Below are 25,995 nucleotides of genomic sequence, written 5' to 3'. Positions count from 1 at the left end.
ATTTCTAGTATTTATTAACTCTGTGACATTTATCCGACTGCTAAAACACGGTAAACTCGTTTTTATTAGGGCCAAAAGTTGCGAATTATCAACGAATGAAAGAACAAACAAAGCCGTTACGTATTGCCTTGGTGGCAGGTGAGTTATCAGGTGATATTTTAGGTGAAGGGCTAGTAAAAGCACTTAAGCGCCGTTTTCCGGATGCCATATTTGAGGGGATTGCAGGCCCGCGTATGCAAGCGGCTGGTTGTAAAACATTATTCGATATGGACGAATTATCTGTAATGGGCCTAGTTGAAGTACTTGGCCGATTACCGCGCCTACTAAAAATACGCAAACAATTGGTGCAGCATTTTATCGACAACCCACCAGATGTATTTATTGGTATTGATGCCCCTGACTTTAACTTACGTGTAGAAAAGCCGCTAAAAGAGGCGGGTATTAAAACAGTACAATATGTTAGCCCATCAGTGTGGGCGTGGCGCGAAAAACGTATTCATAAAATCAGTGCCGCCACTAATTTAGTGCTGGCACTTTTACCGTTCGAAAAAGCCTTTTACGATAAGCACGATGTACCTTGTACCTTTGTGGGTCATACTTTGGCTGATGATATTGCCCTTGAGCACGACCAAACCGAGGCTCGTAACCAACTAGGTTTAGCACAAACTGATAAAGTACTTGCGTTGTTACCAGGTAGCCGAGGTTCTGAAGTAGGGCTTTTAAGCGAAACCTACATTGAAACAGCGGCTAAACTGCAAGCGCAAAACCCTGAACTCAAAATTGTGGTGCCTTTAGTCAATGAAAAACGAAAAGCTCAGTTTTGTGAGATTTTAGAAAAAACAGCCCCTGAACTAAAACTGCAATTATTAGATGGTCAGTCAAATCTTGCAATGCAAGCCGCTGATGCCATTTTACTTGCCTCAGGAACCGCAACGCTTGAAGGTATGCTGTATAAAAAGCCGATGGTTGTGGGCTACAAAATTAAGCCACTGAGTTACTGGATTTTCAAAACCTTATTCACTTTTAACATTAAGTATTTCTCGTTGCCTAATTTATTAGCCGATGAAGAACTCGTTCCAGAATACTTACAAACTGAATGTAATGTTGAAAACCTATCGGCTGCGCTAACACCAATGCTTAATACTGATAACAGCGAACTAAAAGCGCGCTTTTTAGCCATACATAAAAACATTAGATTAAATGCCAATGAACAAGCTGCAGCAGCAGTCGCGGAGTTACTAAATGCAAATTGAACGACCGAATGTTAATTATATTGCTGGTGTAGATGAAGTTGGCCGTGGTCCATTAGTGGGTGATGTTGTTACAGCTGCGGTAATATTGGACCCAAATAAGCCTATTGCTGGGTTAGCAGATTCTAAAAAGTTATCAGACAAAAAACGTCAATTATTAGCTGCAGAAATAAAAGAAAAAGCCCTGTGCTATGCTATTGGTCGTTGTAGTCCAAGCGAGATTGATGAGTTAAATATTTTGCACGCCACTATGCTCGCGATGAGCCGCGCGGTTGAAGGCTTAAGCGTAAAGCCTGAGTTTGTCTTTATTGATGGTAACCGTGTGCCTAGTCAATTAACTGTGCCAGCACAGGCGGTAGTAAAAGGCGATAGCCTAGTTGAAGAGATTTCAGCGGCATCTATTCTAGCGAAAGTTGCTCGTGACGAAGAAATGATTGAGCTTGATAAGCGTTACCCTGACTATGGTTTTGCTGGCCATAAAGGCTATCCGACTAAGGCACACTTTGCAGCACTTGAACAATACGGTGCTATTGCAGAGCATCGTAAAAGCTTTAAACCTGTTCAGCGCATTTTGGCGTTAAAAGGAGAGCAATTGTAATGCCTGCGCCGCAATTTGTTCACTTACGTGTCCACTCAGATTTCTCAATGGTGGATGGCCTAGCTAAAACTAAGCCAATTGTCGCTAAAGCAGAAGAGCTGCAAATGCCTGCGTTGGCTATCACCGATCAGATGAACTTATGTGGTTTGGTGCGTTTTTATGGCGCTGCCCATGGCGCTGGAATTAAGCCTATTGTTGGCGCAGACTTTTGGTTAAGAAGCCCTGAATTTGAAGATGAACCTAGCCGAATTACCATCTTAGCGAAAGATAACGAGGGTTATAAGAACCTTACTTTATTGATCTCTAAAGCATACCAGCGAGGACATTTATTTCACCGCCCAGTGGTTGACCGTGAATGGCTGGTGGAGCACAAAAATGGCCTGATTTTATTATCTGGCGCTAAAGATGGCGACTTAGGTAAAGCCCTATTAAAAGGTAACCCCGGGCTTATTGAATCGGTTGTTAGTTTTTATAAGCAACATTTTAGCGATCATTATTATATTGAGCTTATTCGTACGGAACGTGCGTTAGAAGAAGATTATTTACACTTAGCTGTTGAGCTTGCTACAAAAGAGCAGTTACCTGTAGTGGCAACTAACGAAGTGGTGTTTTTAAAACCAGAAAACTTTGAAGCCCATGAAATCCGCGTGGCAATCCATGACGGTTACACCTTAGAAGATAAACGTAGACCAAAACGTTTTTCTGAGCAGCAATATCTTAAAACAGCAGAGCAAATGGCTGAGCTATTTAGCGATATTCCTGAAGCGTTAGAAAACACCGTTGAAATTGCTAAGCGTTGTAATGTGACCGTACAATTAGGAACTTACTTCTTACCAGATTACCCAACCGGTTCACTGAAAATTGAAGACTTCTTGGTTAAGGTTTCTGAAGATGGCCTTGAAGAGCGTTTACAGTTTTTATTCCCAGATGAGCAAGAGCGTAAAGAGAAACGTGGCGAGTATGATGAGCGTCTGAAAATCGAGCTCGACGTAATCAACCAAATGGGTTTCCCAGGTTACTTCTTGATCGTAATGGAGTTCATCCAGTGGAGTAAAGATAACAATATTCCGGTAGGTCCAGGGCGTGGTTCTGGTGCTGGTTCATTGGTTGCATATGCACTCAAGATCACCGACCTCGATCCACTCGAATTTGACTTACTATTCGAACGTTTCTTGAACCCAGAACGTATCTCAATGCCCGATTTCGACGTCGATTTCTGTATGGATAGGCGTGATGAGGTAATTGATCACGTAGCGGCGCTTTATGGCCGTGATGCGGTATCTCAGATCATTACCTTTGGTACCATGGCTGCAAAAGCGGTTATCCGTGACGTAGGCCGTGTACTTGGTCACCCTTACGGCTTTGTTGATCGTATTTCTAAACTAGTACCGGGCGATCCGGGCATGACCTTGGCTAAAGCGTTTGATGTTGAGCCGCGTTTACAAGAAGCCTACGACGGTGATGAAGAGGTCAAAGAGCTTATTGATATGTGTCGCATCCTTGAAGGCTGTACACGTAACGCCGGTAAGCACGCTGGTGGTGTTGTAATATCACCAACCACTATCACTGACTTTGCGGCCCTTTATTGTGATGATGAGGGTAAATTCCCGGTAACGCAATTTGATAAAAACGACGTTGAGACGGCGGGTTTAGTTAAGTTTGACTTCTTAGGTCTAAGAACACTTACCATCTTGCAATGGGCAATTGATATGACTAACGAGCGCTTAGCCCGAGAGGGTAAAGAGCCGGTTGATATCAACGCTATTCCACTTGATGATAAGGCAAGTATTGAGTTACTGCTACGCGCCGAAACCACCGCGGTATTCCAGCTCGAATCTCGTGGTATGAAAGACCTTATTCGTCGTCTAAAGCCCGACTGCTTCGAAGATATGATCGCACTGGTTGCACTATTCCGCCCTGGTCCATTGCAATCAGGCATGGTAGATAACTTTATCGACCGTAAGCACGGCCGCGAAGAGTTATCTTACCCAGATGTGCAGTGGCAACACGATAGCTTGATACCCATTCTAGAACCGACCTACGGTATCATTCTTTATCAAGAACAGGTAATGCAGATTGCGCAGGTACTGGCTGGTTATACGCTAGGTGGCGCTGACATGCTGCGTCGTGCGATGGGTAAGAAAAAGCCAGAGGAGATGGCAAAGCAACGTTCAACCTTCGAAGAGGGAGCTGTTAAAAACGGAGTTGACGGCGAACTTGCAATGAAAATCTTCGACTTGGTAGAGAAGTTCGCAGGTTATGGTTTTAACAAATCTCACTCAGCTGCTTATGCCTTAGTATCGTATCAAACGTTGTGGATGAAAACCCACTACCCAGCAGAGTTTATGGCTGCGGTAATGTCGGCGGATATGGATAACACCGATAAAATTGTTACCTTGGTAGATGAATGTGAAAACATGAAACTGACCTTGTTACCGCCGGATGTAAATGCCGGTGAGTACAAGTTTACAGTTAATCTACAAGGTGAAATTGTTTACGGTATCGGTGCCATTAAAGGAGTTGGTGAGGCGCCTGTTGAAGCTATTTTAGAAGCCCGTAGCGAAGGTGGCCCGTTTAAAGACTTATTTGATTTTTGTGCCCGTGTTGACTTAAAGCGTTTAAACAAGCGAGTTGTTGAAAAGCTTATTTATGCCGGAGCGCTCGATCAACTTGGACCAGACAAAACCCAACCTGGCCGAGCAACTTTATTAGCAAGTTTAAAAGATGCCATGCGAGCAGCCGATCAGCATCATAAGGCTGAGTCATTAGGGCAGGCAGATTTATTTGGATTACTTGCTACAGAGCCAGATGAAGTTGAACAAGCATTTATCAAAGCCACAGATTTAACCGACAATGAGTGGCTAGATGGTGAGAAAGAAACTTTAGGTCTGTATTTAACTGGTCACCCAATTAATCAGTATCGTAAAGAGTTAAAGCATTATACATCAGGAAGGCTGGTTGATTTACAGCCCACTAACCGCGATGTGCAGTCAACGGCTGCAGGCTTAGTGATTTCTGCCCGTACATTGATAAACAAAAAGGGAAATCGATGGGGTCTTGTAACTTTAGATGACAAGAGTGCCCGTATTGATGTACGCTTATTCCCAGAACAGTTTGAAATGTACCAAGATTTGCTGCAAGTAAACAATATCTTGGTAATATCTGGACAGGTCAGCTTTGATAACTTCTCTGGTGGCATTACAATGACCGCTAGAGACATATGCACCATCGCTGAGGCGCGAGAAAAACGTATAAAAGCGATTAAAATGACCTTGAATATGGTGCAGATCGAGGCGAACTTCTTCGATAATTTACAAAAAGTACTGGAACCTTATAAGTTTGGTACTTGTCCTATTAAAGTATTCTATCAACGTCCGGATGCGTTGGCTGAGATTACCTTAGGAACCGAATGGTGTGTTACGCCGAGTGATGACTTGCTTCATAAGTTATCGCTGATGGCGGCGCAAGATGTAGAACTAGAATTTAATTAATTAGGTAGTTTAGAGCATGAGCCTCAATTATCTTGATTTTGAGCTTCCAATCGCAGAATTAGAAGCAAAAATTGAAGAATTACAAAATGTAAGCCGCGCTGGCGAATTAGACCTTGGATTAGAAGAGGAAGTCAGTCGATTAAAAGAGAAAAGTGCTGAAATGAAAGAGAAAATTTTCTCTGAATTAGGTGCTTGGCAGGTTTCTCAGTTAGCCCGTCATCCGTTGCGTCCTTATACTCGTGATTACATCGAGCGCATTTTCACGGAATTTGACGAACTAGCAGGCGACCGTACTTTTGCTAACGACCCAGCTATTTTAGGTGGTATTGCACGTTTTGAAGGTCAACCAGTGATGGTTATTGGCCAACAAAAAGGGCGTGACACGGCTGAAAAAATTAAACGCAACTTTGGTATGCCAAAGCCAGAAGGTTACCGTAAAGCATTACGCTTAATGGAAATGGCTGAGCGTTTCAACATGCCAATCATGACATTTATCGACACCCCAGGTGCATACCCAGGTGTTGGCGCTGAAGAGCGTGGTCAAAGTGAAGCAATTGCGCGTAACCTTAAAGTTATGGCCGCGTTAAAAGTACCAACTATCTGTACTGTTATCGGTGAAGGTGGTTCTGGTGGTGCATTAGCAATTGGTGTGGGCGACCGCGTTAACATGCTGCAATACAGCACTTACTCTGTAATTTCGCCAGAAGGTTGTGCATCAATCTTATGGAAAAGCGCAGACAAGGCACCATTAGCTGCAGAAGCCATGGGTGTAACAGCTGCACGTGTTAAAGAGCTTGATTTAATCAACAACGTAATTGATGAGCCACTTGGTGGCGCACATCGTAATTACGATGCGATGGCGCGTAACCTTAAAAACCAACTTAAGCGTGACCTAGCTGACTTACAAGGCCTTTCACTAGATGAAATGCTTGATCAGCGTTACAAACGTTTAATGTCGTTTGGCTATTGCTAAACACAGCTTAAAATTGAAAAAAGCCGCTTTTGCGGCTTTTTTTGTTTTATAATGCCGATAACACAGACGCTTGTATACTCATTGGTTTTTAATGCAAACATCAGATTTATACCACCATTTTTTAGCACAATTGCAGCCTTTGCTGAACGCTCAGCAAAGTAGCTTTAGCGTTGCCTTATCTGGCGGTGTTGATTCGGTTGTATTGTTACATTTAATGAAGCAAGCTCAACAGCAACACTCAGAACTTAAACTTGAAGCTGTGTATGTTAATCATGGTTTGAGCAAGTATGCCGATGAGTGGCAAGGGTTTTGCCAATCGCTATGTGAAGAGCTCAATGTCGCATTTAAAGCGGTACACGTTGAAATTTATGAGCGCTCGCGTACATCACTTGAGGCACAAGCAAGAGAGGCTCGGTACCAAGCACTCGACGAAAACTCTATCCCAGATAGTGTAATACTGCTTGGTCAGCACTTAAATGATCAACTTGAGACCTTCTTACTTCGGCTAAAACGCGGTTCTGGCTTGCAAGGCTTAGCATCAATGCCACAAACGCGATTGTTAGCGTCTGGGCGTGTATGTTTTAGACCGCTGATTAATATCACTCGTGAGCAAATTGAACAATTTGCCAGTGAATTTGCTATTACCCATATCACCGATGACTCAAATATTGATGAACGCTTTGACCGTAATTTTTTACGTCATCAGGTTCTACCCATTTTAACTGAGCGTTTTCAAGGGTTTGAAAAAAGTGCAGCGCGCAGTATTCGGCTGTTACAAAAGCAGCAATCGCTGCTCGATGAATATACTCAAAACGACCTTACACACTGTCAAAATAAGCAGGGTGGTTTAAGCTGCGAGGCAATTGCGGGGTTTAGTAAGCCCAGACAAGCAAACCTTATACGTGCGTGGCTGAATCAGTTTACCCATCAATTACCTTCAGAGAATCAGCTACAGCAAATTATTGAGCAAGGTTTAACGGCAAAAGCCGATGCCCAGATAAAAATTTGTTTGCAAAGCGGTGATGTTCGCCGGCATCAGCAGCATTGGTACTTTGTGAAAGAGCAGGCAATACCTGAGGCGATGGATATTGCTTTGCAAAGCGTTGAACTGATTGGTGGCCGAAAACTAATACTGAAAGCGGGCAAGGGGATTAGAAAACCAAAGCCCGATGAGCAAGTAAGGGTTGAATTTAATAAGCCGCAAGCACGTATCAAACCATTGCATAAACCAGGCTCAAACACCTTAAAGCATTGGTTTAAAGATGCCAAAGTAGCTCCTTGGTTACGTGCGCAGACACCACTTATTTTTTATAACGATCAACTTGTGCAAGTAGTTGGCTACTTTATTAGTGAGCAGCACAGTGTTGAAGATGGAATTCTTTGGGAGACAATCTATGAGTGAACAACCACATGTTGGTTTATCACTAGTTAATAAGGCACCACTTGGCTTTGCGTTGTCGGTGCTAGTGGCTGTAATTGCTGGTTTTGCTTATGCAGAGCTGACAATAAATACACTTTTTTATGCACTAGCTGGCGGCTTAGTTTGCTCATTATTGCTGCTAGGTTACTGGTCAGGCAAAGGCGGTATTTTCTTTATTCTAGGCGTACTTACGCCACTGGCTCTAGTGATGGTATCGCCCCTTACCACCATGGCTGCCTTGCTTTACTTATTAAGCGGCTTCTTCGCTGGTTTTTGGTTAGTATTACTTGGTTATAAATTTATAAACAAAAAAGCCTAGCGGGGGATGCTAGGCTTTTACTCAATTAGTAAGCTCTTGCGCAGTTTCTTCCTGCAGCTTTTGCCTTATAAAGACCCTTGTCAGCACGGGCAAACACTTCGTTTTTGCAGTCTTGGTTATTGGCGAGTGTATAACCAATGCTTGATGTTACATCATATTGAGCCATCAACCCTGAGCTAGCAACCAAACTCATAATACGATCAGCAATTACCTTATTAGTGGTGAATTCAGGGTCGTCGATTAATAATGCAAATTCATCTCCACCAAAGCGGAAAATTGAGTCAGTGCCACGCACGCTAGTGCGTAATACATTAGCAAATTCTTGCAGTACATCATCGCCAATTTTATGACCAAAGTTATCGTTAACTTGTTTAAAGTTATCTAAATCAAGCAGCATTAAACTAAATGGACGATGCTGACGGCGGCAACGTTCTAGCTTTTGTGCCAAGCTGTCATTAAATTGACTACGGTTGTTTAAGCCTGTTAGCGCATCTTTAGTCGCTAAACGTAATACGCGGGTATACATAAGCGCATTACGTAATGGGTAAACGAGTGCTGTATGAAGCTGCTTTAATTTTGCTTCAATCGCTTTACCCATAGGGAACTGGCTAAAATAAATTAACTGCCCTAAGCGTTCACTTTCGATATCTAAATCAAAAGAGTACGGTGTTTGACTGGTATCGCTGCCAGCACTTTGTGACACTCCGAGTGCAGATTGGAACTGTAATCCAGATAAATTGATCAGTTGTTTTGCGTGTTCGGCAAAAATTGTCAAAATTTCTTCGATTGATAACGTAGTTTGTAACCTTGCGACCAAATCGTGTGGACTATTTGTTTCATTTATTCGGTAATGCTCTGCCGAAAACGGCAGAAACTCGCCTCGCGCAGACACCCGCTGCGTCAAAATATGGACATTTTCCATGATAATTCTCCCCCCGGAGTGTTTAGATACTCATACTTAGCGAGATTTGTGCCACATTTTTAAACTGGCTGAAAAACAGATGGTTGCTATATTTAAGGTAGGGTACAGCTTTATCATCAAGTAGAAGGGAGTTTATTGCTTGCAAAATGTGCTGATTCAAGTGTTTGGCTTGCTCGTCGCTGCCGTATTATTTGTTTGGTTCTTCAAACGAATTGGTTTACCACCTATTCTTGCTTATCTTGCCACAGGCGTGTTGGCGGGGAGTCATGGTATTGGCTGGATGGCGCAAAGCCACGAAATGCACTTTGTTGCCGAACTCGGCATTGTATTTTTACTGTTTAGTTTAGGGCTTGAGTTTTCATTGCCGCGTTTAATGGCAATGCGCAATATTGTATTTGGCCTTGGCTCCTTACAGGTCGTGGTGACTAGCATTGTATTTATGCTGATTTTACTGCTGTTAGAGCACAGCCTTTTAAATAGTTTTACCATCGCCAGTTTAATGGCACTGTCTTCTACGGCGGTGGTGGTTAAGTTACTTAAAGAGTCTGGAGATTTAAACCAGCGCCGCGGCCAGTTGGCAATAGGGGTGTTGCTATTTCAAGATATTGCTGTTGTCCCTCTACTCATTGTTTACCCTTTACTAGCACAAAGTGGCTCTGAAGAAATTGCTGGAGCATTGGCTTTTGCACTCACTAAAGGCGCTTTAGTGTGTATTTTATTGTTCGGCATAGGTAAATGGATTTTGCCTAAAGTGTTTAGCGAAATAGCGCTGGTAAGAACCGATGAGCTATTTATGCTAACGACTTTATTGGTTGCCTTGTTTGCCGCAGGCCTGACTTACCTATTTGGTTTATCGATGGCGTTAGGCGCCTTTTTAGCCGGCATGATGTTAGGAGAAAGCCATTATCGTCACCAACTAGAAGCCGATATTAGACCGTTTCGCGATATTTTGATGGGACTCTTTTTTGTTACCGTCGGTATGCAGTTAGATGTGCTCTATGTACTTAATAGTTGGTACTGGATCATCGCAGTATTAATTGGCTTATTGCTATTTAAAATTGCGGTGCTCGCAATTTCTGCGCAAGTGATGGGGGAGCGTAAGCAAGATGCGGTATCGGCGGGTATTATGCTTTGGCAAATGGGAGAATTTGGCTTTGTATTAATTGCACTTGCTTCGCAGCACTTGTTAATAAGCTCAGAGCAAGCTTCATTTTTAATTGCAGTTGGCGTGCTTTCAATGGCGCTAACGCCTTACCTTATTGAAAAAACACCGCTTATTCTTAAAAAACTTGGCCTTTTAAGCCATGCAGGGCAGTATTGGCAGCAGCCTGCGACAAGTAGCCCTTTGTATCAAAATCATATTGTAATTTGTGGCTTTTCTCGTGTTGGGCAAACCGTAGCACGCTTTTTAAAACCCGAAGCAATTGAATACGTAGCGGTTGAGAGCAACCCCATCTTATTGCAAGAAGCAAAAGCGGCTGGTGAGCCAGTGATATTTGGCCATGTAAATCAAAAAGATATTTTAAAATCAGCGGGTGTAGAGCGGGCAAGGCTAGTCATTATTACTTTTACTGATTTTGAGCAAACGCAAATTGTTGTTGATGCCATCAAGCAAATAGCTCCTGGCGTGAAAATACTGGTACGGATGCGCGATGATACCGAAATGGAAACGCTTAAAGAGCTTGGTGTTACTGAGGTAGTGCCTGAAACGCTCGAAGCAAGCCTAATGTTAGTTTCGCATGTGCTTTATATGTCTGGCGTGCCGATGACACGGATCATACGCCGAGTAAGTAAAGAGCGGCGTAATCGTTATAAGTTCTTAAATGGCTTTTTCACTGGCGATAAACTCGATGGCGAAGAGGCAAGTTCAGATAGGCTTGAGTATTTACATGTTATAGCTCTGCCAGAACACGCTTATGCGGTTAATCAGAAAATTAGTGAGCTTAAACTTGAGCAGCGCCGTGTGTCGGTTAGAGCGCTGCGCCGACAAGACCGAGAAATTGACGCACCTTCATCGCAAACTATTTTATTGGCAGGCGACATTTTAGTGTTACAAGGCAAGCCTCGCCGAGTAGAGCGGGTAGAAAGGTTTTTACTCGATGGTATGGAGTAGCTTTTAGCTACTCCAGCTCTAAGAATTTACGAATTTCAGGTAGCTTTTTAAGGCCATCTTGGTAGCCAATTTCAATGAGCTTTTGGGTATAACGTTTTTCAAACAGTAAGTAGCTCGTTAAACTCGATTGCGAACGTTTCTTCACGCCTATCATGCGTAGTAACACTTTGATTGCCATAGGCATGTCATCATAAAACTGAGCTGCGATTGCATTAAAGTTTTGCGATGGATTGATCACGCAAGTTTCGATTTGTTTTAACTCTTGGTGTTTGTCGCGGGCAGGCAAAAGGCTCAAAGTACGGTTAATACGCTGTAAGCGCTCTAAATCAGACTGTAGCGTGTCGGTAAATACGCTATCGAGTAAGTGACCTGCAATATTAGAAAGACCCGGGTAATGAGGCTGGTAACCCGGTGGGTGCAATTCTTTTGGTTCATCAACACCAATAATAAAGATTTTTTCAGCACCTAAGTGAACCGACGGACTCAGTGGCGAAAGTTGGTGAATAGAGCCGTCGCCAAAATAGTGGTTATAAACATTCACACTCGGGAACACCATCGGAATAGCGCTCGATGCCATTAAGTGCTCAACATTAATGCGGGTTGCTTGCCCTTCACGCTTTGCTCTGCGCCACGGTTTTTGTGTCAGTGACTGAAAAAATGCGACAGAGTCACCAGTTGTATAGCTCGAAGCAGTAATCGACACTGCATCTAGGTAGTTTTTATGTAAATTTCGTTCGATACGCGATAAATCGAGTATTTCGTGCAACAGTTTTCTCAGCGGTTTATTGTTCAGCAAACTCGCTGGTGGGTGATTAATATGTTCAGATTGAAAACTCGTAAGCATGTTGCGAGTAATATGCAAAAACACACTTAAAAAGTCGCTTTTATAAACCTGAGAAGTCGAAAAATTCTTCCACACCCATTCAAGTTTTTTGCATGCTAAATGCGCACAGGATGCATAACATGCTAATGCAGCGGAATTAATTGCGCCAGCTGATGTCCCATTAATAATAGTAAAGGGCAGCGGTGCTGTGCGAGGCATGCTTTGCGTTATCGCTTTAAGCACACCAACTTGATAAGCCGCTCGCGCGCCACCACCTGTTAGTAATAAAGCGATTTTAGAGTGCTGTGTTTTTTTTAACTTACTGCTCATGGTTGCATTTAAATAGTTGTGCGTCTTTACTTTATTTATCAACTGTAAGTCTTTAAGCTAGAAGAAGCAAAGATTAGCTCAAGGCTAAATGGTTTTTTCGTATTTTTATCTGTTTTATTTTTAAGGGAGTGTCTATGTCAGAGCATTCGTCAGAGCCTGAAGTACAAAAGGGTTCATCAAATAACAACCTGATTTTTGCGGTGGTTGTGCTTATTCTTGTTGCTGGTGTGGCAGCGTTTATTTTATTGAAGCCTGAAAATAAACCAGTACAAGTTGTTGAAGACATTGTTGCAGAAGAAGCGCCAGTTGTTGAGTATCAAGAGCTTGAACCAGTACCTGAAGTGACAGAGCCTGAGCCAGAACCAGTTGTAGTCGATTCTGCTCCAGAGCGCACTCCAGAGCCAGTTCCAGAAGTTGAGCCACTGCCAACGTTAAATGAAAGCGATGAAGTGGTTGTTGCCCGTATGGATGAGTTACTAAGTGACCAAGTGATGAGCTTAATGGTGACCGACGATCTTATTCGCCGTGGTGTTGTGTATGTTGATAACATCGCCAAAGGTAAAGTGGCATTAAGCCACGCGCCAGTTGAACGCCCTAAAGAGTCGTTTAAAGTTATTGAGGGCGACATTTTAACAATCGACCCAAATAGCTATGAGCGCTATACGCCATACGTAAAACTATTTACTAGCCTAAGCGCTGCTCAAGTTATTCGTATGTATGATGAATACAAACCACTTATCAACGAAGCTTATGCAGAAATTGGCTACGAAGGTGATGCATTCACAGGCACGCTAGAAGAGGCAATTGACGTACTGCTTGATACGCCAGAACCAAAAGGTGATATGCCACTCGTTCGCAACTCAGTTACGTATCAATATGCTTACTCTGAGTGGGAAAACCTACCTGATGCGCAAAAACAATTGCTGCGTATGGGTCCAGAAAATATGAAAAAAGTGAAAGCTGCGCTGCGCAACATTAAAGCTGAACTTGAAAAGTAAGCAATAACCCCTTAATGACAGTGCGATTGTATACCAAGTATGCAATCGCACTTTCTTTTTCGAATACCCCTTGAATAACAGGCTAAAAGTAGAGATAATCCCTCCCGCGCCAAACAAGGCCCTCAATGGTAGTCTTATTGGTCCTCTCGCAACACTAGCAGGTGAACTTGGTCAGGCCCGGAAGGGAGCAGCCACAGCGTGTGACGTGTGTGCCGAGATGCGGCTGGTAAGACTGCCACCCAAAATTCTATTTGGGTGATTTTCCTCATTTAAATTCCATTTTAAAGCTTTCTTTAGAACTCTTTTTTATTCTGTATTAGTTAAACTCAACTTTAAGTATGTTTATTTTTAAGTTAGCAAGACATCCACTTAAGAGTTATCTAGACACCCATATTAAAAATGTGAACTTCGTTTTTATGTACATGATTGGTTTGAAAGAGACACTGTTAGTCAGGTAGAGGTTATAAAAATTATTAAGACACCCACTATAGTAGGAGTTTTTAATAGCTAACTCTAAGAGCAACTAGTTTAGTCGCTCAAAATTAATTAACTAAATTAATCTATAAATCAAAATGTTATGTTTACAAGATTTTGTAGGGCATTGCCTGAATAGTACCTGATTTCGGGCGAGCTTAGTCCAAAGGCAGGTTACTTTAAACATTTTCGAGTTTCAGTTTAGGCAAATAGTGCACGACTAGTGCTAATAGAGCTTCTTCGTTTTCGTTTCATGTGATTTGCATAAGCAGTTATAGCTTGCTCTTTACCAGCCGTATTTTTAAACGAGCGGGTAAAGGAAGTGGTGAGTGTAAGCCAGTTGTCAGTACAAATGTTTAACCTTTCAAGTATTGGTAATGCCTCTTCTGGGATTGTCCCTGGCTTATCTTCTCGTATTGAACGGCCTGTCCAATCTACAAGTTGCAGATATGTCTTGAGCTCAAATGGTAGTCCCTTAGGCATATGTTTACGTGTTTTACCTGCAAAGCGCATAAGTGATTTTGGTTGCTTATTATTATGAGATGCATTAATTCTAGATTTAATACTGGTGTAGTCAGATTGCTCAGGTAAATCAGCCGCTTTTGCTCTAACAGGGTTCAAATCAACATATGCAAGGCAAGCGGCAAGTGCTGCTTCATCAAGTAAAGCTTGTGATTTAAAGCGACCTTCCCAAAATCGTCCTTTGCACTCATCCTCTTGATTCGCTTTTCGTGCAATACCCTCGTTAAGAACTCGCATAAACCAACTAATGCTGCTTAGCCTTTCTCTATATAAATTTACTCTGACATTAACCGCAGCGAGCTCGGTTTGTGTTAGCAATTCGCCATTTAAGAATCGTTGGCAAAGGAATGTACTTTTGAATAATTTGTGCCATCTAATAAGAATCGCTTTATTATTTAGACGCTTAGCTTTTGCTATATCAATGTGAAGAACTAGATGAGTGTGATTACTCATAACCGCGTAGGCACAAATATCAATACAAAATATTCTGCCAAGTTGAAATAGTTTCTTTTCAACCCAATCGCGCCGGTGTTCATATGAACGACCCGTTAGTGGATCTTGTCCGCACAAATAGGCGCGACGAACGCAGCGTGATATGCAGTGATAGTAAGGTGTATTTGAAACGCTTATTAAGTTTCTACGGGGGGTTGCCATGCTCTTCTCCTCCATGAGTTGAACAATTTAAGTTTAGTCATAATTTTGAGAAGTGAGAAATTTTAAGTTGGGTGTCTAGTTAGAGGTTATTTTGTTTATAGGTTAACTCTGTGGAGTGATGGAAATAAATATGGGTGTCTTGTTAGTAGAGTAATTTATTATTTGATCCCATATTTTTAATTATGGGATCAAATTTGGTTATTTATAATAAGTAGAGTAAGGCGGTATGTTATTTTACAAATACTCTAAACCCCCATGCTGGAATTGTTAGTTTTGTTGTTTGAGTAAATTCTATTGCCTGTTTTGAAAAAGTATCTGTGTATTTACCTAAAAATAATGGCTCTTTAAAGCTAACTGTTTGTGGCTCTTTCGATAGGTTGAACACAGCAAGTACTTTATCGTTGCCTTTTGCTCGAACAAAGCTAAGCACTTGCTTTGGTGCGGTGTTTGGTACATGTACCATGCGGCCGCCAAATTGGCCATTCCACAGAGCTTCATTACTATGTTTGAGTGCAAATAGTGATTGGTATAAATCACCAATAGGGTGCTTTTGCCATTTGATTGGGTCTCGTTCGAAAAAGGCGAGGCGTTTATCATTACCTGCTTCTTGGCCGTTGTAAATCATAGGGAAGCCTTCGCCAACGACAGATAATGCAATAACGGCTTCAAGTGCATCGCCATAGTTTTCGAACATGGTGCCTTCCCATGCATTTGTGTCATGGTTGGCAACACCCACAAGGTGATAAGCTTCTGCTGGGAATGCACTTTCGTTCCATGAGTAATAAACGAAGAGGGTGCTGACATCTGCATGGCCATTTACGATTTTATGCATGTGCTCAGACCAAGACCACGCGTAAGTCATATCAAAGGCTTCGGCATGTAAATCGCGAGACTCCCACTCAGCCAGCATTAAAACAGGCTTTATGTTATCAAGCTCACGGCGGACGTTATTCCAAAAATCTACCGGCACAAAGCCAGCTACATCACAGCGATAGCCATCAATACCGACTTCTTTTACCCAGTATTTCATCGATTCTGTCATGTATTCACGTAGAGCAGGTTTTGAATAATCAAAATCAATAATGTCAGACCAATCCCACCACGGTGTTGGCCTAAATTGGCCTTTGTAGTCTCGGTCGTACCAATCGGGATGTTCAAATCGAAGCCAGTTATCCCATGCACTGTGGTTTGCTACCCAATCTAAAATGACGTACATCCCCATATCATGGGCTTTGTTCACAAAGGCTTTAAGGTCTTCTAGTGTGCCAAACTCAGGGTTTACTTTACGGTAATCTTTTACAGAATAAGGGCTGCCTAAACTGCCTTTTCGGTTTTCTTCACCAATCGGGTTTATGGGCATAAGCCAAATAATATCAACGCCTAACTCTTTCAAGCGTGGCAATTGCTGCCGTGCTGCATTAAAGGTGCCTTCTTTAGTAAATTGACGCGTATTTAATTGATAAAGCACCGCATTTTTTGACCACTCAGGATGAGTTAGTTTTACGTAAGGCTTGGGCTCATAGGCAGTGTTTGTAGTTTTAGTGTGTGTACATGCAGTAATGAGGCTTAGTAATAAAATAAGCAAACTTTTGGTTAGCAATGAATTCATATCAGGCCTTGTTGTCGAATAAAGGTGTTGTATGAAAAACAACACTTCGACTAAATATATACCCTGAGCTAATATTTACAATTAAATGCATACGTATTCACAATATGGTTACATAATCGATTAAGTAGCAATATTACGCTTAATTATATTTGGATGGGGGCTAAATACTTAAATGATTAAATAGGGTGGTAATATGTAAAACGACAGCAAGAAAAAGCTAAGCTGTCGTTTAAATATGCCGAGCTAGGCTGAAATCATAAAAGTAGATTTACTGGCATCCCAGCTGATCAGTTTTTTAATTTCTAGCTCTTTTATAATGGTTAGTAATTCAGAGTCACTTAGGCAGCAGCCTTGTTTTAATGTATCGAGTGATATCTCTTTATTACGGCTATGAAGCTTAGAGGCCAACATAATACGGTAGATTAATTTTGACTTACGGTTCATAACGCATCTCCTCCACATTTTTGTGATAGCATTTTAGTTGCTACTTGGTTTTATAATTTGGTCTAATGTGTACTGATGATTTTTTCGACTATGAGGGATCTTTTTAGCCAAGTCAATCAATATTGGATGAAAATTATACGATCTTGAATCAGCAGGAGAAACGTAGAAGTAAAGTTGTAAGCTATTGAAAATAAAGTGAAGATAAAACTTTTCTGCTTGGGAAGCCTAGTCTATGAGCTCGTCACGGCTAATTGCAATGACATCATGCAGCGTTTTAAATAGTAAATGCTTTTCAATGGGTTTGCCTACGTGGCCATTAAAACCACAATTCATGTATTCGATGATATTTTCTTTCATCACGTTGGCAGTCAAGGCAATAACAGGCACCTCTTTATCAATACTACGAATATGTGAGCAGGCTTCTATCCCCCCCATTGTGGGCATTTGTATATCCATTAAAACTAAAATGGGGTTAAGTTGTTTAAATAGCTCGACTGCTTCAGCGCCATCTTTTGCAAAATGAAGATCTGCGTTGGTTTCTGCAAGCATTGATTTGATGATCATGGTATTGAGTGGGTTATCTTCAGCAATCAACAGTGTTTTAGCCGATAAGTCAGGTGCAGTCACATCAGTAAAGCTATCATGTAAGTGTTGCTTTTCAGATACTTTGAGCGGTAAATAAACGGTGAAATGGGTGCCTTTACCGAGCGCGCTGTCAACATCAATAGTGCCGTTCATGCGATTAATAAGATTCGCGGTGATCGACATTCCTAATCCAGTCCCGCCAAAACGCCGTGTTATACTGTTATCGGCTTGCTGAAAACGGTTAAACAGATGCATTAAACCTTCTTTATTCATACCAATGCCGGTATCAATCACTTCTATCTCAACACCTTGCTTTTGGCTTTGCGAAGATTTATTAATTTTTACTTGTACGCCACCTTGCTCGGTAAATTTAACGGCGTTAGAAACCAGGTTTAAAATAATTTGTCGAACTCTAACTGGGTCTCCTATCCATAAATCTTCAACGTCATCGTCTATATCTATGTTTAATTCAATTGCTTTTTCGTTACAAAGTGGCAGAAAATCAGAATTGATCGACTCAACAACCTTCGACATCGAAAAATCTACCTGTTCAATATAAAGCTCGTTCGCCTCCATTTTCGAAAAGTCTAAAATATCGTTGATGATGGTAAGGAGTGACCGACAAGAAAACAACGCCTTAGAAACAACTTCTATATTTTTCGGCTTTTGAATGTTCGGCTGCAAAATTTGTAAAAGCCCCATAATGCCATTAAGTGGAGTGCGTATTTCATGACTCATATTGGCTAAAAATTCTGATTTTATTCTCGCGCCTTCTAAAGCTCTCTCAGTAAGCTCAATTTGTTGTTTATAAGAGTTTGAGAGCTTTCTAAAGTAAATAAGCAATATGCTGGTGAGCAATATGATTGTTAACACATGCACGATGTAAGCAATTTGGAAGTTTTCATCAATGGCGATGCTTTTATCTTTAAGCATAAAGTTTATATGTTGCTCGAACGCAGTAAGTGCCTTCAATGCATCTGTATCATCTACTTTTACAGTAGTATCTATCTGCTCGCTAGCCGCGCTGTTAGCAATCATCTTTAAAACAATATCGACTTTACTTTCATACTCACTGACCGTTTTTTTAACGTCAGTAAGTGCAGTTTTGTCGTATTCTTTGATTGCGCCAAGCTTGGCAAGGATCTCTTTTATTTGGGTGAGTTCACTTTCAATGGGCGGAAGATACAGTTCTGTATTTTTTCTGAGCACTAGGTTTTTAAAATGGTGAATAAAGCCACCATACCCGAGTTTTTGAATTAGCTTGTCGTGAAGTACATAAACGTTAGCGGCGGTTTTTGAATAGTCATGCCATTGTGAGTCGACATTTTTGTAAAAGAATAATGAGGTAACAGTAAGCGATGTTACTAATGCAATCACGATAATTGCATTCACTTTCAACTTGTTTTTAGTTTGCTGCAGTGCTTTTGTCATCAGTTTACCGCACCTATCCTGTTGTTATTTTAAGCATAGCGCATTTTTATTTGTTCACATAAGAAAGGGGTCAATTCAGAATGACTTTTTATGTGAATAATAAAAAGCCTTAACCAATAACATGTAAATAACCTAAAGCGATTAAAAAGCTATTTATAAAAATATTTTAAATCAATAGCACTGTACTTTTTTCGTACTTATTGTATCTTAAGTTGGTACGCAATTTTTATGATTTAATTGAGTGTAAGCCACACTCATTTGTTAAGTGGAGTAAAGGATATGCACGCGCAAACAGTCAAAGAATCAATAGCAACTATTCAGTCGGGTGTCGCAAAAGCGGATGGTAAGCTTTTAGTTACAGAACAAGAGATTGTTTTTGAACCGTTTAATAAAGAGTTAGGCTTAGGTCCATACACACTTTCACGAGCGCACATCAATAACGTTGATAAGTGTTCGGGTAAAGGCGCGGGTATTCTACCAATTACAGCAGATGGAATTCGCATTACTTTAAATAACAACGATGTATTTGAGTTCATTCTAGCAAACCCTGATGAGTGGCTAAGCGTACTTGCTCACTAAGCAAATCTTCAAAAAGACGGCATATAATATAATGGCAACTTGCTATAATATGCCGTGTTAGCCTTTTATTAATTAATTTCCTTTCTTCGCAACACATTGATCTCAAACAATACTAAGGCAAAGCTCTTAGAGTATTTTACCCATCTAAACTATTAAATTGCTCGTTGCTTATTAACGGAGGCTCTTGGGCAAATGATCAACTTAGATGAACAACGCCTAGTTTCGCTTGAACGCGGTTTTCATATTCCACCAAAACCTGAACTATTGAGCCAAATTGCTGATGAAATGCAAAAATCGGATGCAAGCTTAGATAAAATAGCTCAGCTAATATCAAGAGACATCAGTCTTTCAGCTTTATTATTAAAAACAATAAATAGCCCGGTGTTTGGTTTACAACGCACCATTAGTGATATACGCCAAGCGGCGATGTTTTTAGGGTTAGATCAGCTTAATCAGTTGGTAACTTTGGCCTTGCTTAAGCAAAATTTTAAAGGTAATGCCTGCATTAGCTTAGAGCGCTTTTGGGATGAGTCGGTTGAAGTTGCGAATGCCTGTGTACTGTTAGGTAACAGTTACAAGTCATTAATGCCAGTGGATGAGCTTTACTCTTTAGGGCTTTTTCATAATGTCGGTATTGCTGCTATGGCATTAAAATTTAAAGATTATGTTGAGGTTCTTAAACAAGCAAACCTAGCAAAAGAGCACGCGATTACCGATCTAGAGCAGGCTCGTTATCAGTGCGACCATGCGGTGATTGGCTATTTTATCTCGGTATCTTGGCACCTGCCTAAGCCACTTTGTCACGTTATTTTAAATCATCATAACACGCACTTTTTAGAGCAAAACAATGATGAGCAACAACGTATGGCGTATGCCATCTTAAAATGCGCGGAGAGTGCTGTGGACTATGCCCGCCACCAACAGTATTCGAGCGAGTGGTTTAAAATTAAAGAGCAGTGCTTTGCAGAGCTGGGTATTGTTGATCAAGATTTTGCCGATATGGTCGAAGATTACGTCGACAATGCGATGGCAAGTTAAAGCCAATTAGCGTTTATTTCCTATCATCTTAACTTCGATGAGTTTGCGAGTGGTGAGTTATCATCACTCGCTTTTTTACATCGAAAGAAAGTATGCATTACTATACTTTCCTTCTGTAGCAAGGCATCATAACTTTTTCTAGGGAGAGGTTACGATGCTTAAATTACTGTTACCATTAGTTTTATGTTCAAGTTCTGCGATGGCTGCATCAAGTCTGCCGGATAATCGTCATATTGTTGTTAAAGGTGAGGCAGTTGTGCGTACCGCCCCCGACAGGGCTGATATCACGTTAGAGTTTGAAGCTGTAAAAGCTGAAAGCGTGCAGGCTAAGCAGCAAGTCGATGCGCAAGTAAATGAACTCCTTGCGGGCTTAAATAAATTCTCTGTAGATGAAAAAAGTATCTCCGCGGGTCGAATTTTCGTAGAGCCGAACATGCGATATGACGAAAATGATAATCAAGTTAAAGATGGTTTTCGAGCCACGCGAAAGGTCAAAGTCAGCCTTAAAAAACTCTCCCTTTTGGACGGATTTTTAAATTTTGCGCTTAAAGTGGGCGTCAATCAAATCGAGCAAATTCAACTTTTATCAACCAAAGCCTCAGATTACGAGCAAGCCGCTCTTGATAAAGCTGTAGCGAATGCCAAACAGCAAGGAAGCCGCCTCGCTAGCGCATTCGAAGCGAAACTTGGTCGGGTGTATAGTATTCAATCACAAGAAGTAGGTAGTCACTTTGGCTATGGTAGCAACACAAATATTGAACGAATTATGGTCACGGGCTCACGTATTAATACAGTCCCAGAAGGTAAGTATCTACAAGAGTCGATTACCTTCAGAGCAAGTGTCAATGTTGTGTTTGATTTGGTTTTGGAATAATTAATTCCCTTATTTTGAAACGAAGAGCAGTATTTTTAATCTTCAAGACATTGCTTCTTTAATACCCTTAATACCTTTGTACTTTTTTGTTTTTATTGACTTAAACGGTTTTTTTTACTGAAATTTAGGAATTTAATATTATTAAATTTATCCATCGATAGAATAAAATATCTTGATTTTGTGGTTTATTACTAATATTGTAGCCGCATTGTAACAATAAAGTTGTTACCAATTGTTGTTCTAAAGAGCATTTATGTAGTTTGTAGTCACAAAATCTCTCACTTTACAAAAACTATAAGGTTACATTTCCATGAATAAAAAATTCTCAGCGCTAGCAGCGGGTGTTAAAAAAGCACTTATTCCCACTTTAGTTTTAAGTACATCTACAGCTGTCTATGCAGCTGACCAACAGCCTGACAAGAAAAAAGCAACTAAAGAAGATATCGAGCAGATTGAAGTAAGAAGTTATGCTGCATCAGTTGAGAAAAGTATTAATATGAAACGCTTTTCAAACAGCGTAGTTGATGCTGTTTCTGCTGAAGATATCGGTAAATTTCCTGATCAAACAGTTGCAGATGCATTGCAACGAATTCCTGGCGTGCAAGTAGAGAAAGACTTAGGCGGTGAAAGCGACCGAGTGAGTATTCGTGGTACAGCACCTCATTTAAATATAACGCTGTTAAATGGCCAAAATGTGGCTTCTGCAACGGCTTCGGCATCAATTACACGCCCGTCGCGTGGTTTTAATTACTCATTATTACCAGCAGAAATGGTCGATACTCTCGAGGTTTATAAGTCTGCTGAAGCTGACATTGATGAGGGTTCAATTGGTGGCACTGTTGTAGTAAAAACACGTAAACCGCTTGATAGTGAAGCTAACTATGCAGCGCTTTCAGTAAAAGCATTCCACTTTGAAAACGCAGATGAAACTAAGCCATACGTGTCTGGTTTATATTCATGGAAAAATGAAGCCCAAGACTTTGGTTTTAATCTTGGCTTTGTTCATAAAGAAACAGCAACTCAACGCGATAGTAAAGAAGTTCGATTTGGTTATCGCAGCACAGATGCTAACCAAGATGGTAATGCAGAATTTTATCCAGGGGCAGTGGGTTACAACCGCTACGCAAGTGATAGTGATTTAGATACCGCAACAGCGACATTCCAATACGCCGCAAATGATAACCTTGATTTTGTTTTCAATAACTTATATTCAAAGTCAGAACATGAATCATATGGCACGTATTCAAGCGGTTTTATCTTGCAAAATATTGCTAACATTGAAAACCCAGTTATCGTTGATGGTACGGTTGTCGCCGGTGACTTACCAGCACACAATAACTTGGGTTATTATGGTAATGCGGGCTATCGTGGTGAATTTAATACTCAAGCTCATGATTTAAAAGTGACTTACAAAGCTGATGACTACACTGTTACAGGTCAGCTAGGTTACAGTAAGGCTGAAGGTGAGGTAAGTGATGTTTATTCAGAGTACTATGCCAATACAAATGCGTCATTTACGTTAGAAAATGGTACGCCAGATGTGACTTTATCAGCAGATTTAAGCCCAAAAGATTACCGTTTAGATTACAACCATAAAAATGACATACTCAATGACTCTGATGAGCTTTATGTGCAGTTTGATGTTGAATATTTATTAGACACTGGTTTTTTCACTGCAATTAAAGCGGGTATAAAGTACCGTGAGCATACAAAAGCTGCCAGTTTGATGAAAGCCAACTATCCAAAAGTGTCAGCAGCAGGTGAGAGCTTTAATTTGGGTATGTTTGCAAGCGATTCTACTAGCGATGGCATTTTATGGCAGTTTGATAATAACCAGTATGCAGACTGGATCTCGTCTACTAGCCCAACTTCAGGTCCTTATGAACACCTTGACTACACCTTCGATCTTGAAGAAACCGTTACAGCTGGATACGTCAAAGCCGTGTTCGAGCACAATAAGTGGCGCGGTAATATGGGCGTACGCGCGGTTAAAACAGAGCTTGACTCTCGTTCAGTTGAGTATACAGGGCGTAGCTTTGCGCCTGAAAATATTCAAGATGTATATAGCTCAAATAGCTACGATGACTTCTTACCAAGTGTAAACATTAATTATGACTTTACGGATGATGTTGTGCTTCGCTTTGCTGCGGCTAAAGTAATGTCTCGCCCTGACTACGATTTTTTATCAGCGCGTAAAAGTGGCTACTGTGCAGCGGCAACAGGATGTAAAGGTTCACAAGGTAATCCAGACTTAAAACCTTATCGTTCGACTCAATATGATTTATCAGCTGAGTGGTACTTTAATGAGTCATCAATATTGTCATTAGCTTATTTCTACAAAGATATTGATTCGTATATCACCAATACCACGATTGAAAAGCAGTGGACATGGACAGACCCTGATACCGGCGTTGAAGAGGTTCGTGATTTCTTAGTGACTCAGCCTCAAAATGGCCTAGGCGGTGAGAACTCGGGCTTTGAAGTGAACTACACTCAAAAGCTTATGTATGGTTTCGGTATTCAAACCAACTATACATATTCAGATGCTGAACTAGAGCAAACACCGGAACAAAAAGCCGCAGGTGAAGAAGCTGTGTTGCCAAACAACTCAGAAGATACTTTTAATGCGACGGTTTATTATGAAAACACTGCTTTCAGTGCCCGTGTTTCTTATACATATCGTTCAGAATATTTTTATACTAATTACCTTGGCTTAAACCAGTATAAGGATGGTTTTGGCCAATATGATTTAAATGTTAGCTATAACATTTCTGAAGATTTTAATCTTATTTTCCAGGCTATTAACTTAACAAATGAAGAGCAAAAAGCGACTTCAGGTAATAGCACAGGCATGCCAGATGTTAATCGCCCATTAGCGATACACGATTACGGTCGTCGTTTCTTACTTGGCGCACAGATTAAGTTTTAATTTTCTTATTTGAATTTGATATATGTAGGCACAGCAAGACTTTGTTGTGCCTTTTTTATGAGGTATACAATGTATTTTAGAATTTTACTCACATTGACCCTGTGCTTAGTTTTGAGTGCGTGCAGTTTTGTACAAATGAAGGAGGTGTCTGATACTAAAAAACAGTTATTCGGTACTATCCATCAAGATTACGTTGCAAGGGAGTTTCGTGCAGCATGGGTTGCCACAGTTGCCAATATTAACTGGCCAAAAGATCCTGGATTAACTGTTGAAGAGCAAAAGCAACAAGCTATTCAGATTCTTGATTCACTTCAAAAACATAACTTCAATACGGTTATTTTTCAGGTTCGACCACAAGCCGATAGTTTGTATCAAAGCTCTTATGAACCTTGGTCGTATTACCTTACTGGTGAGCAAGGTAAAGCGCCTGAGCCGTTTTATGACCCTTTAAAATTTTGGATCAAGCAAGCACATAAACGAGGTTTAAAGTTGCATGCATGGATAAATCCTTATCGCGCACATCATCACTTGGGAGGCCCAATTTCAGAACTCTCAGTCGTTGAGAAAATGACAGATAAAGTAGTGAAACTAAAAAATGAGACCTATTGGTTTTTGCCAACAGATCAAGCCGTGGTCTCACATACATTAAATGTATTAACCGAACTTGTAGATAGTTATGATTTAGATGGTATTCACTATGATGACTATTTCTATCCATATCCTTCTTACAACAACGATGAAGATTTTCCTGATGCTAAACAATACAGTCAATATTTAGCTGAAGGTGGAGAATTATCGATAGGTGATTGGCGTCGAGAAGCTGTTAATCAGTTCGTTAAACGTTTATATCAACGAGTCAAACAAACGAAGCCTCATGTACTTGTTGGCATAAGCCCATTTGGTATTTATAGACCTGATGAACCCCAAACTATTCGTGGTATGGATCAATATGACAAATTATTTGCTGACGCTAAGCTTTGGCTTAATGAAGGGTGGCTTGACTATTTTACGCCGCAACTTTACTGGCCAATTAATCAGTATGCACAAAGTTACCCGCTCTTATTGAGCTGGTGGCAATCACAGAACACGCAAGGACGACATTTGTGGCCTGGTATTAATGCGATACGCTCATTTGATGAAGCCGGCGTTGATGAGGTCGTCAATCAAATCATGATTAATCGTGGTTTTTTATCAACGTCACCCGGTACAGTGTTTTGGAATGTCGCTGCACTTGATGGCAGTCAATTAATGACTGATGTGATTGCACAAGGCGTGTTTCAGCATCAAGCATTATTACCTGAAACTCCGTGGATAGCTGCACCAGAATTGGCAGCAGTTAATGTTGAAATTAATTATGTTGGCGAAGACATCCATCTTACTTGGAGTCATCCTAATTCTGAGCAAGTGTCACAGTTACTCGTCTATTTAAAATACGCACAGCAGTGGCAATATCATATTTACTCAAGTGAAGAACGTGTGATTTCTGTTAAGGCTTCAGACATGCAACGACCATTAGAGGCGGTGAAGGTAATTACTGTTGATAGGCTAGGTAATCAAAGCGATGAGATTGAGTTGTTAATTAAATAGCACCTGTACTGCAAATACAAAAATTTGTTACG

19 protein-coding genes and 1 other RNA gene are annotated in these 25,995 nt (G+C 40.9%); 14 read left to right on the top strand and 6 right to left on the bottom strand.

Annotation, left to right across the window (positions count from 1 at the left end; genetic code table 11):
- Positions 1-95: 95 nt before the first annotated feature.
- The 6 genes from lpxB (at position 96) to ABMY41_RS06030 (ending at position 8,051) form a co-directional block, all read left to right on the top strand.
- A complete protein-coding gene (gene lpxB / locus ABMY41_RS06055; RefSeq protein ID WP_287245647.1) occupies positions 96-1,253 on the top strand; it encodes a lipid-A-disaccharide synthase in 1,158 nt (385 codons plus the stop codon).
- Positions 1,243-1,848, top strand: a complete 606-nt coding sequence (gene rnhB, locus ABMY41_RS06050) for a ribonuclease HII (protein ID WP_054562034.1) — start codon at positions 1,243-1,245, stop codon at positions 1,846-1,848. The genes lpxB and rnhB overlap by 11 nt, the downstream gene beginning before the upstream one ends.
- Positions 1,848-5,339 carry a DNA polymerase III subunit alpha gene (gene dnaE / locus ABMY41_RS06045; RefSeq protein WP_349274325.1) on the top strand — a complete coding sequence of 1,164 codons (3,492 nt, stop codon included), beginning with the start codon at positions 1,848-1,850 and terminating at the stop codon, positions 5,337-5,339. Before rnhB ends, dnaE begins: the two co-directional genes overlap by 1 nt.
- A gap of 16 nt (positions 5,340-5,355) precedes the next feature.
- Positions 5,356-6,312, top strand: coding sequence for an acetyl-CoA carboxylase carboxyl transferase subunit alpha (accA, locus tag ABMY41_RS06040; protein ID WP_349274324.1), 957 nt, complete (start codon positions 5,356-5,358; stop codon positions 6,310-6,312).
- A gap of 91 nt (positions 6,313-6,403) precedes the next feature.
- Entirely contained in the window at positions 6,404-7,714 is a 1,311-nt protein-coding gene (gene tilS, locus ABMY41_RS06035) for a tRNA lysidine(34) synthetase TilS (protein ID WP_349274323.1), read from the top strand.
- Complete coding sequence (locus tag ABMY41_RS06030; RefSeq protein ID WP_062566895.1) at positions 7,707-8,051, top strand: hypothetical protein; 345 nt, start codon at positions 7,707-7,709, stop codon at positions 8,049-8,051. The genes tilS and ABMY41_RS06030 overlap by 8 nt, the downstream gene beginning before the upstream one ends.
- A 25-nt stretch (positions 8,052-8,076) precedes the next feature.
- Here ABMY41_RS06030 and ABMY41_RS06025 read toward each other — a convergent pair whose 3' ends face one another.
- Complete coding sequence (locus tag ABMY41_RS06025; RefSeq protein WP_287245658.1) at positions 8,077-8,973, bottom strand: GGDEF domain-containing protein; 897 nt, start codon at positions 8,971-8,973, stop codon at positions 8,077-8,079.
- A 139-nt stretch (positions 8,974-9,112) separates the two neighbouring features.
- On the opposite strand from ABMY41_RS06025, the gene ABMY41_RS06020 reads away from it, so the two are divergent.
- Positions 9,113-11,086, top strand: coding sequence for a monovalent cation:proton antiporter family protein (locus tag ABMY41_RS06020; RefSeq protein WP_287245661.1), 1,974 nt, complete (start codon positions 9,113-9,115; stop codon positions 11,084-11,086).
- Between the two features lie 7 nt (positions 11,087-11,093).
- Here the strand turns inward: ABMY41_RS06020 and ABMY41_RS06015 are convergent, their stop codons facing one another.
- Positions 11,094-12,239, bottom strand: a complete 1,146-nt coding sequence (locus ABMY41_RS06015) for a patatin-like phospholipase family protein (RefSeq protein WP_138599329.1) — start codon at positions 12,237-12,239, stop codon at positions 11,094-11,096.
- 134 nt (positions 12,240-12,373) lie between these two features.
- Between ABMY41_RS06015 and ABMY41_RS06010 the strand changes: the two genes are divergently transcribed.
- Positions 12,374-13,237, top strand: coding sequence for a DUF3014 domain-containing protein (locus tag ABMY41_RS06010; protein ID WP_287245663.1), 864 nt, complete (start codon positions 12,374-12,376; stop codon positions 13,235-13,237).
- Between the two features lie 135 nt (positions 13,238-13,372).
- An RNA gene (gene ffs, locus ABMY41_RS06005) (signal recognition particle sRNA small type) lies at positions 13,373-13,469 on the top strand.
- A 443-nt stretch (positions 13,470-13,912) separates the two neighbouring features.
- On the opposite strand, the gene ABMY41_RS06000 is transcribed toward ffs, so the two are convergent.
- From ABMY41_RS06000 to ABMY41_RS05985, 4 genes are all read right to left on the bottom strand, one after another.
- Positions 13,913-14,887, bottom strand: a complete 975-nt coding sequence (locus ABMY41_RS06000) for a transposase (protein WP_349274322.1) — start codon at positions 14,885-14,887, stop codon at positions 13,913-13,915.
- Positions 14,888-15,116: 229 nt separating this feature from the next.
- Entirely contained in the window at positions 15,117-16,496 is a 1,380-nt protein-coding gene (locus ABMY41_RS05995; protein ID WP_349274321.1) for an alpha-amylase family glycosyl hydrolase, read from the bottom strand.
- Between the two features lie 243 nt (positions 16,497-16,739).
- Entirely contained in the window at positions 16,740-16,940 is a 201-nt protein-coding gene (locus ABMY41_RS05990; protein ID WP_058586260.1) for a hypothetical protein, read from the bottom strand.
- Positions 16,941-17,165: 225 nt separating this feature from the next.
- Positions 17,166-18,956, bottom strand: a complete 1,791-nt coding sequence (locus tag ABMY41_RS05985; RefSeq protein WP_287244833.1) for an ATP-binding protein — start codon at positions 18,954-18,956, stop codon at positions 17,166-17,168.
- A gap of 279 nt (positions 18,957-19,235) precedes the next feature.
- Between ABMY41_RS05985 and ABMY41_RS05980 the strand changes: the two genes are divergently transcribed.
- The 5 genes from ABMY41_RS05980 to ABMY41_RS05960 all read left to right on the top strand — a co-directional run bounded on the left by ABMY41_RS05980 (position 19,236) and on the right by ABMY41_RS05960 (position 25,963).
- A complete protein-coding gene (locus ABMY41_RS05980; protein WP_251602632.1) occupies positions 19,236-19,535 on the top strand; it encodes a hypothetical protein in 300 nt (99 codons plus the stop codon).
- A 192-nt stretch (positions 19,536-19,727) separates the two neighbouring features.
- Positions 19,728-20,573, top strand: a complete 846-nt coding sequence (locus tag ABMY41_RS05975) for an HDOD domain-containing protein (protein ID WP_287244829.1) — start codon at positions 19,728-19,730, stop codon at positions 20,571-20,573.
- Positions 20,574-20,727: 154 nt separating this feature from the next.
- Entirely contained in the window at positions 20,728-21,447 is a 720-nt protein-coding gene (locus ABMY41_RS05970; RefSeq protein ID WP_349274320.1) for an SIMPL domain-containing protein, read from the top strand.
- A gap of 310 nt (positions 21,448-21,757) precedes the next feature.
- Positions 21,758-24,376, top strand: coding sequence for a TonB-dependent receptor (locus ABMY41_RS05965; RefSeq protein WP_349274319.1), 2,619 nt, complete (start codon positions 21,758-21,760; stop codon positions 24,374-24,376).
- Positions 24,377-24,511: 135 nt separating this feature from the next.
- On the top strand, positions 24,512-25,963 hold the full coding sequence (locus ABMY41_RS05960) for a family 10 glycosylhydrolase (RefSeq protein WP_287245791.1): 1,452 nt from the start codon (positions 24,512-24,514) through the stop codon (positions 25,961-25,963).
- The last annotated feature ends 32 nt before the right edge of the window (positions 25,964-25,995 follow it).

It is taken from the genome of Pseudoalteromonas sp. BZA4 (assembly GCF_040104395.1).
Taxonomy (GTDB): Bacteria; Pseudomonadota; Gammaproteobacteria; order Enterobacterales; family Alteromonadaceae; genus Pseudoalteromonas.
This window is presented reverse-complemented; position numbering and strand designations above follow the sequence as displayed.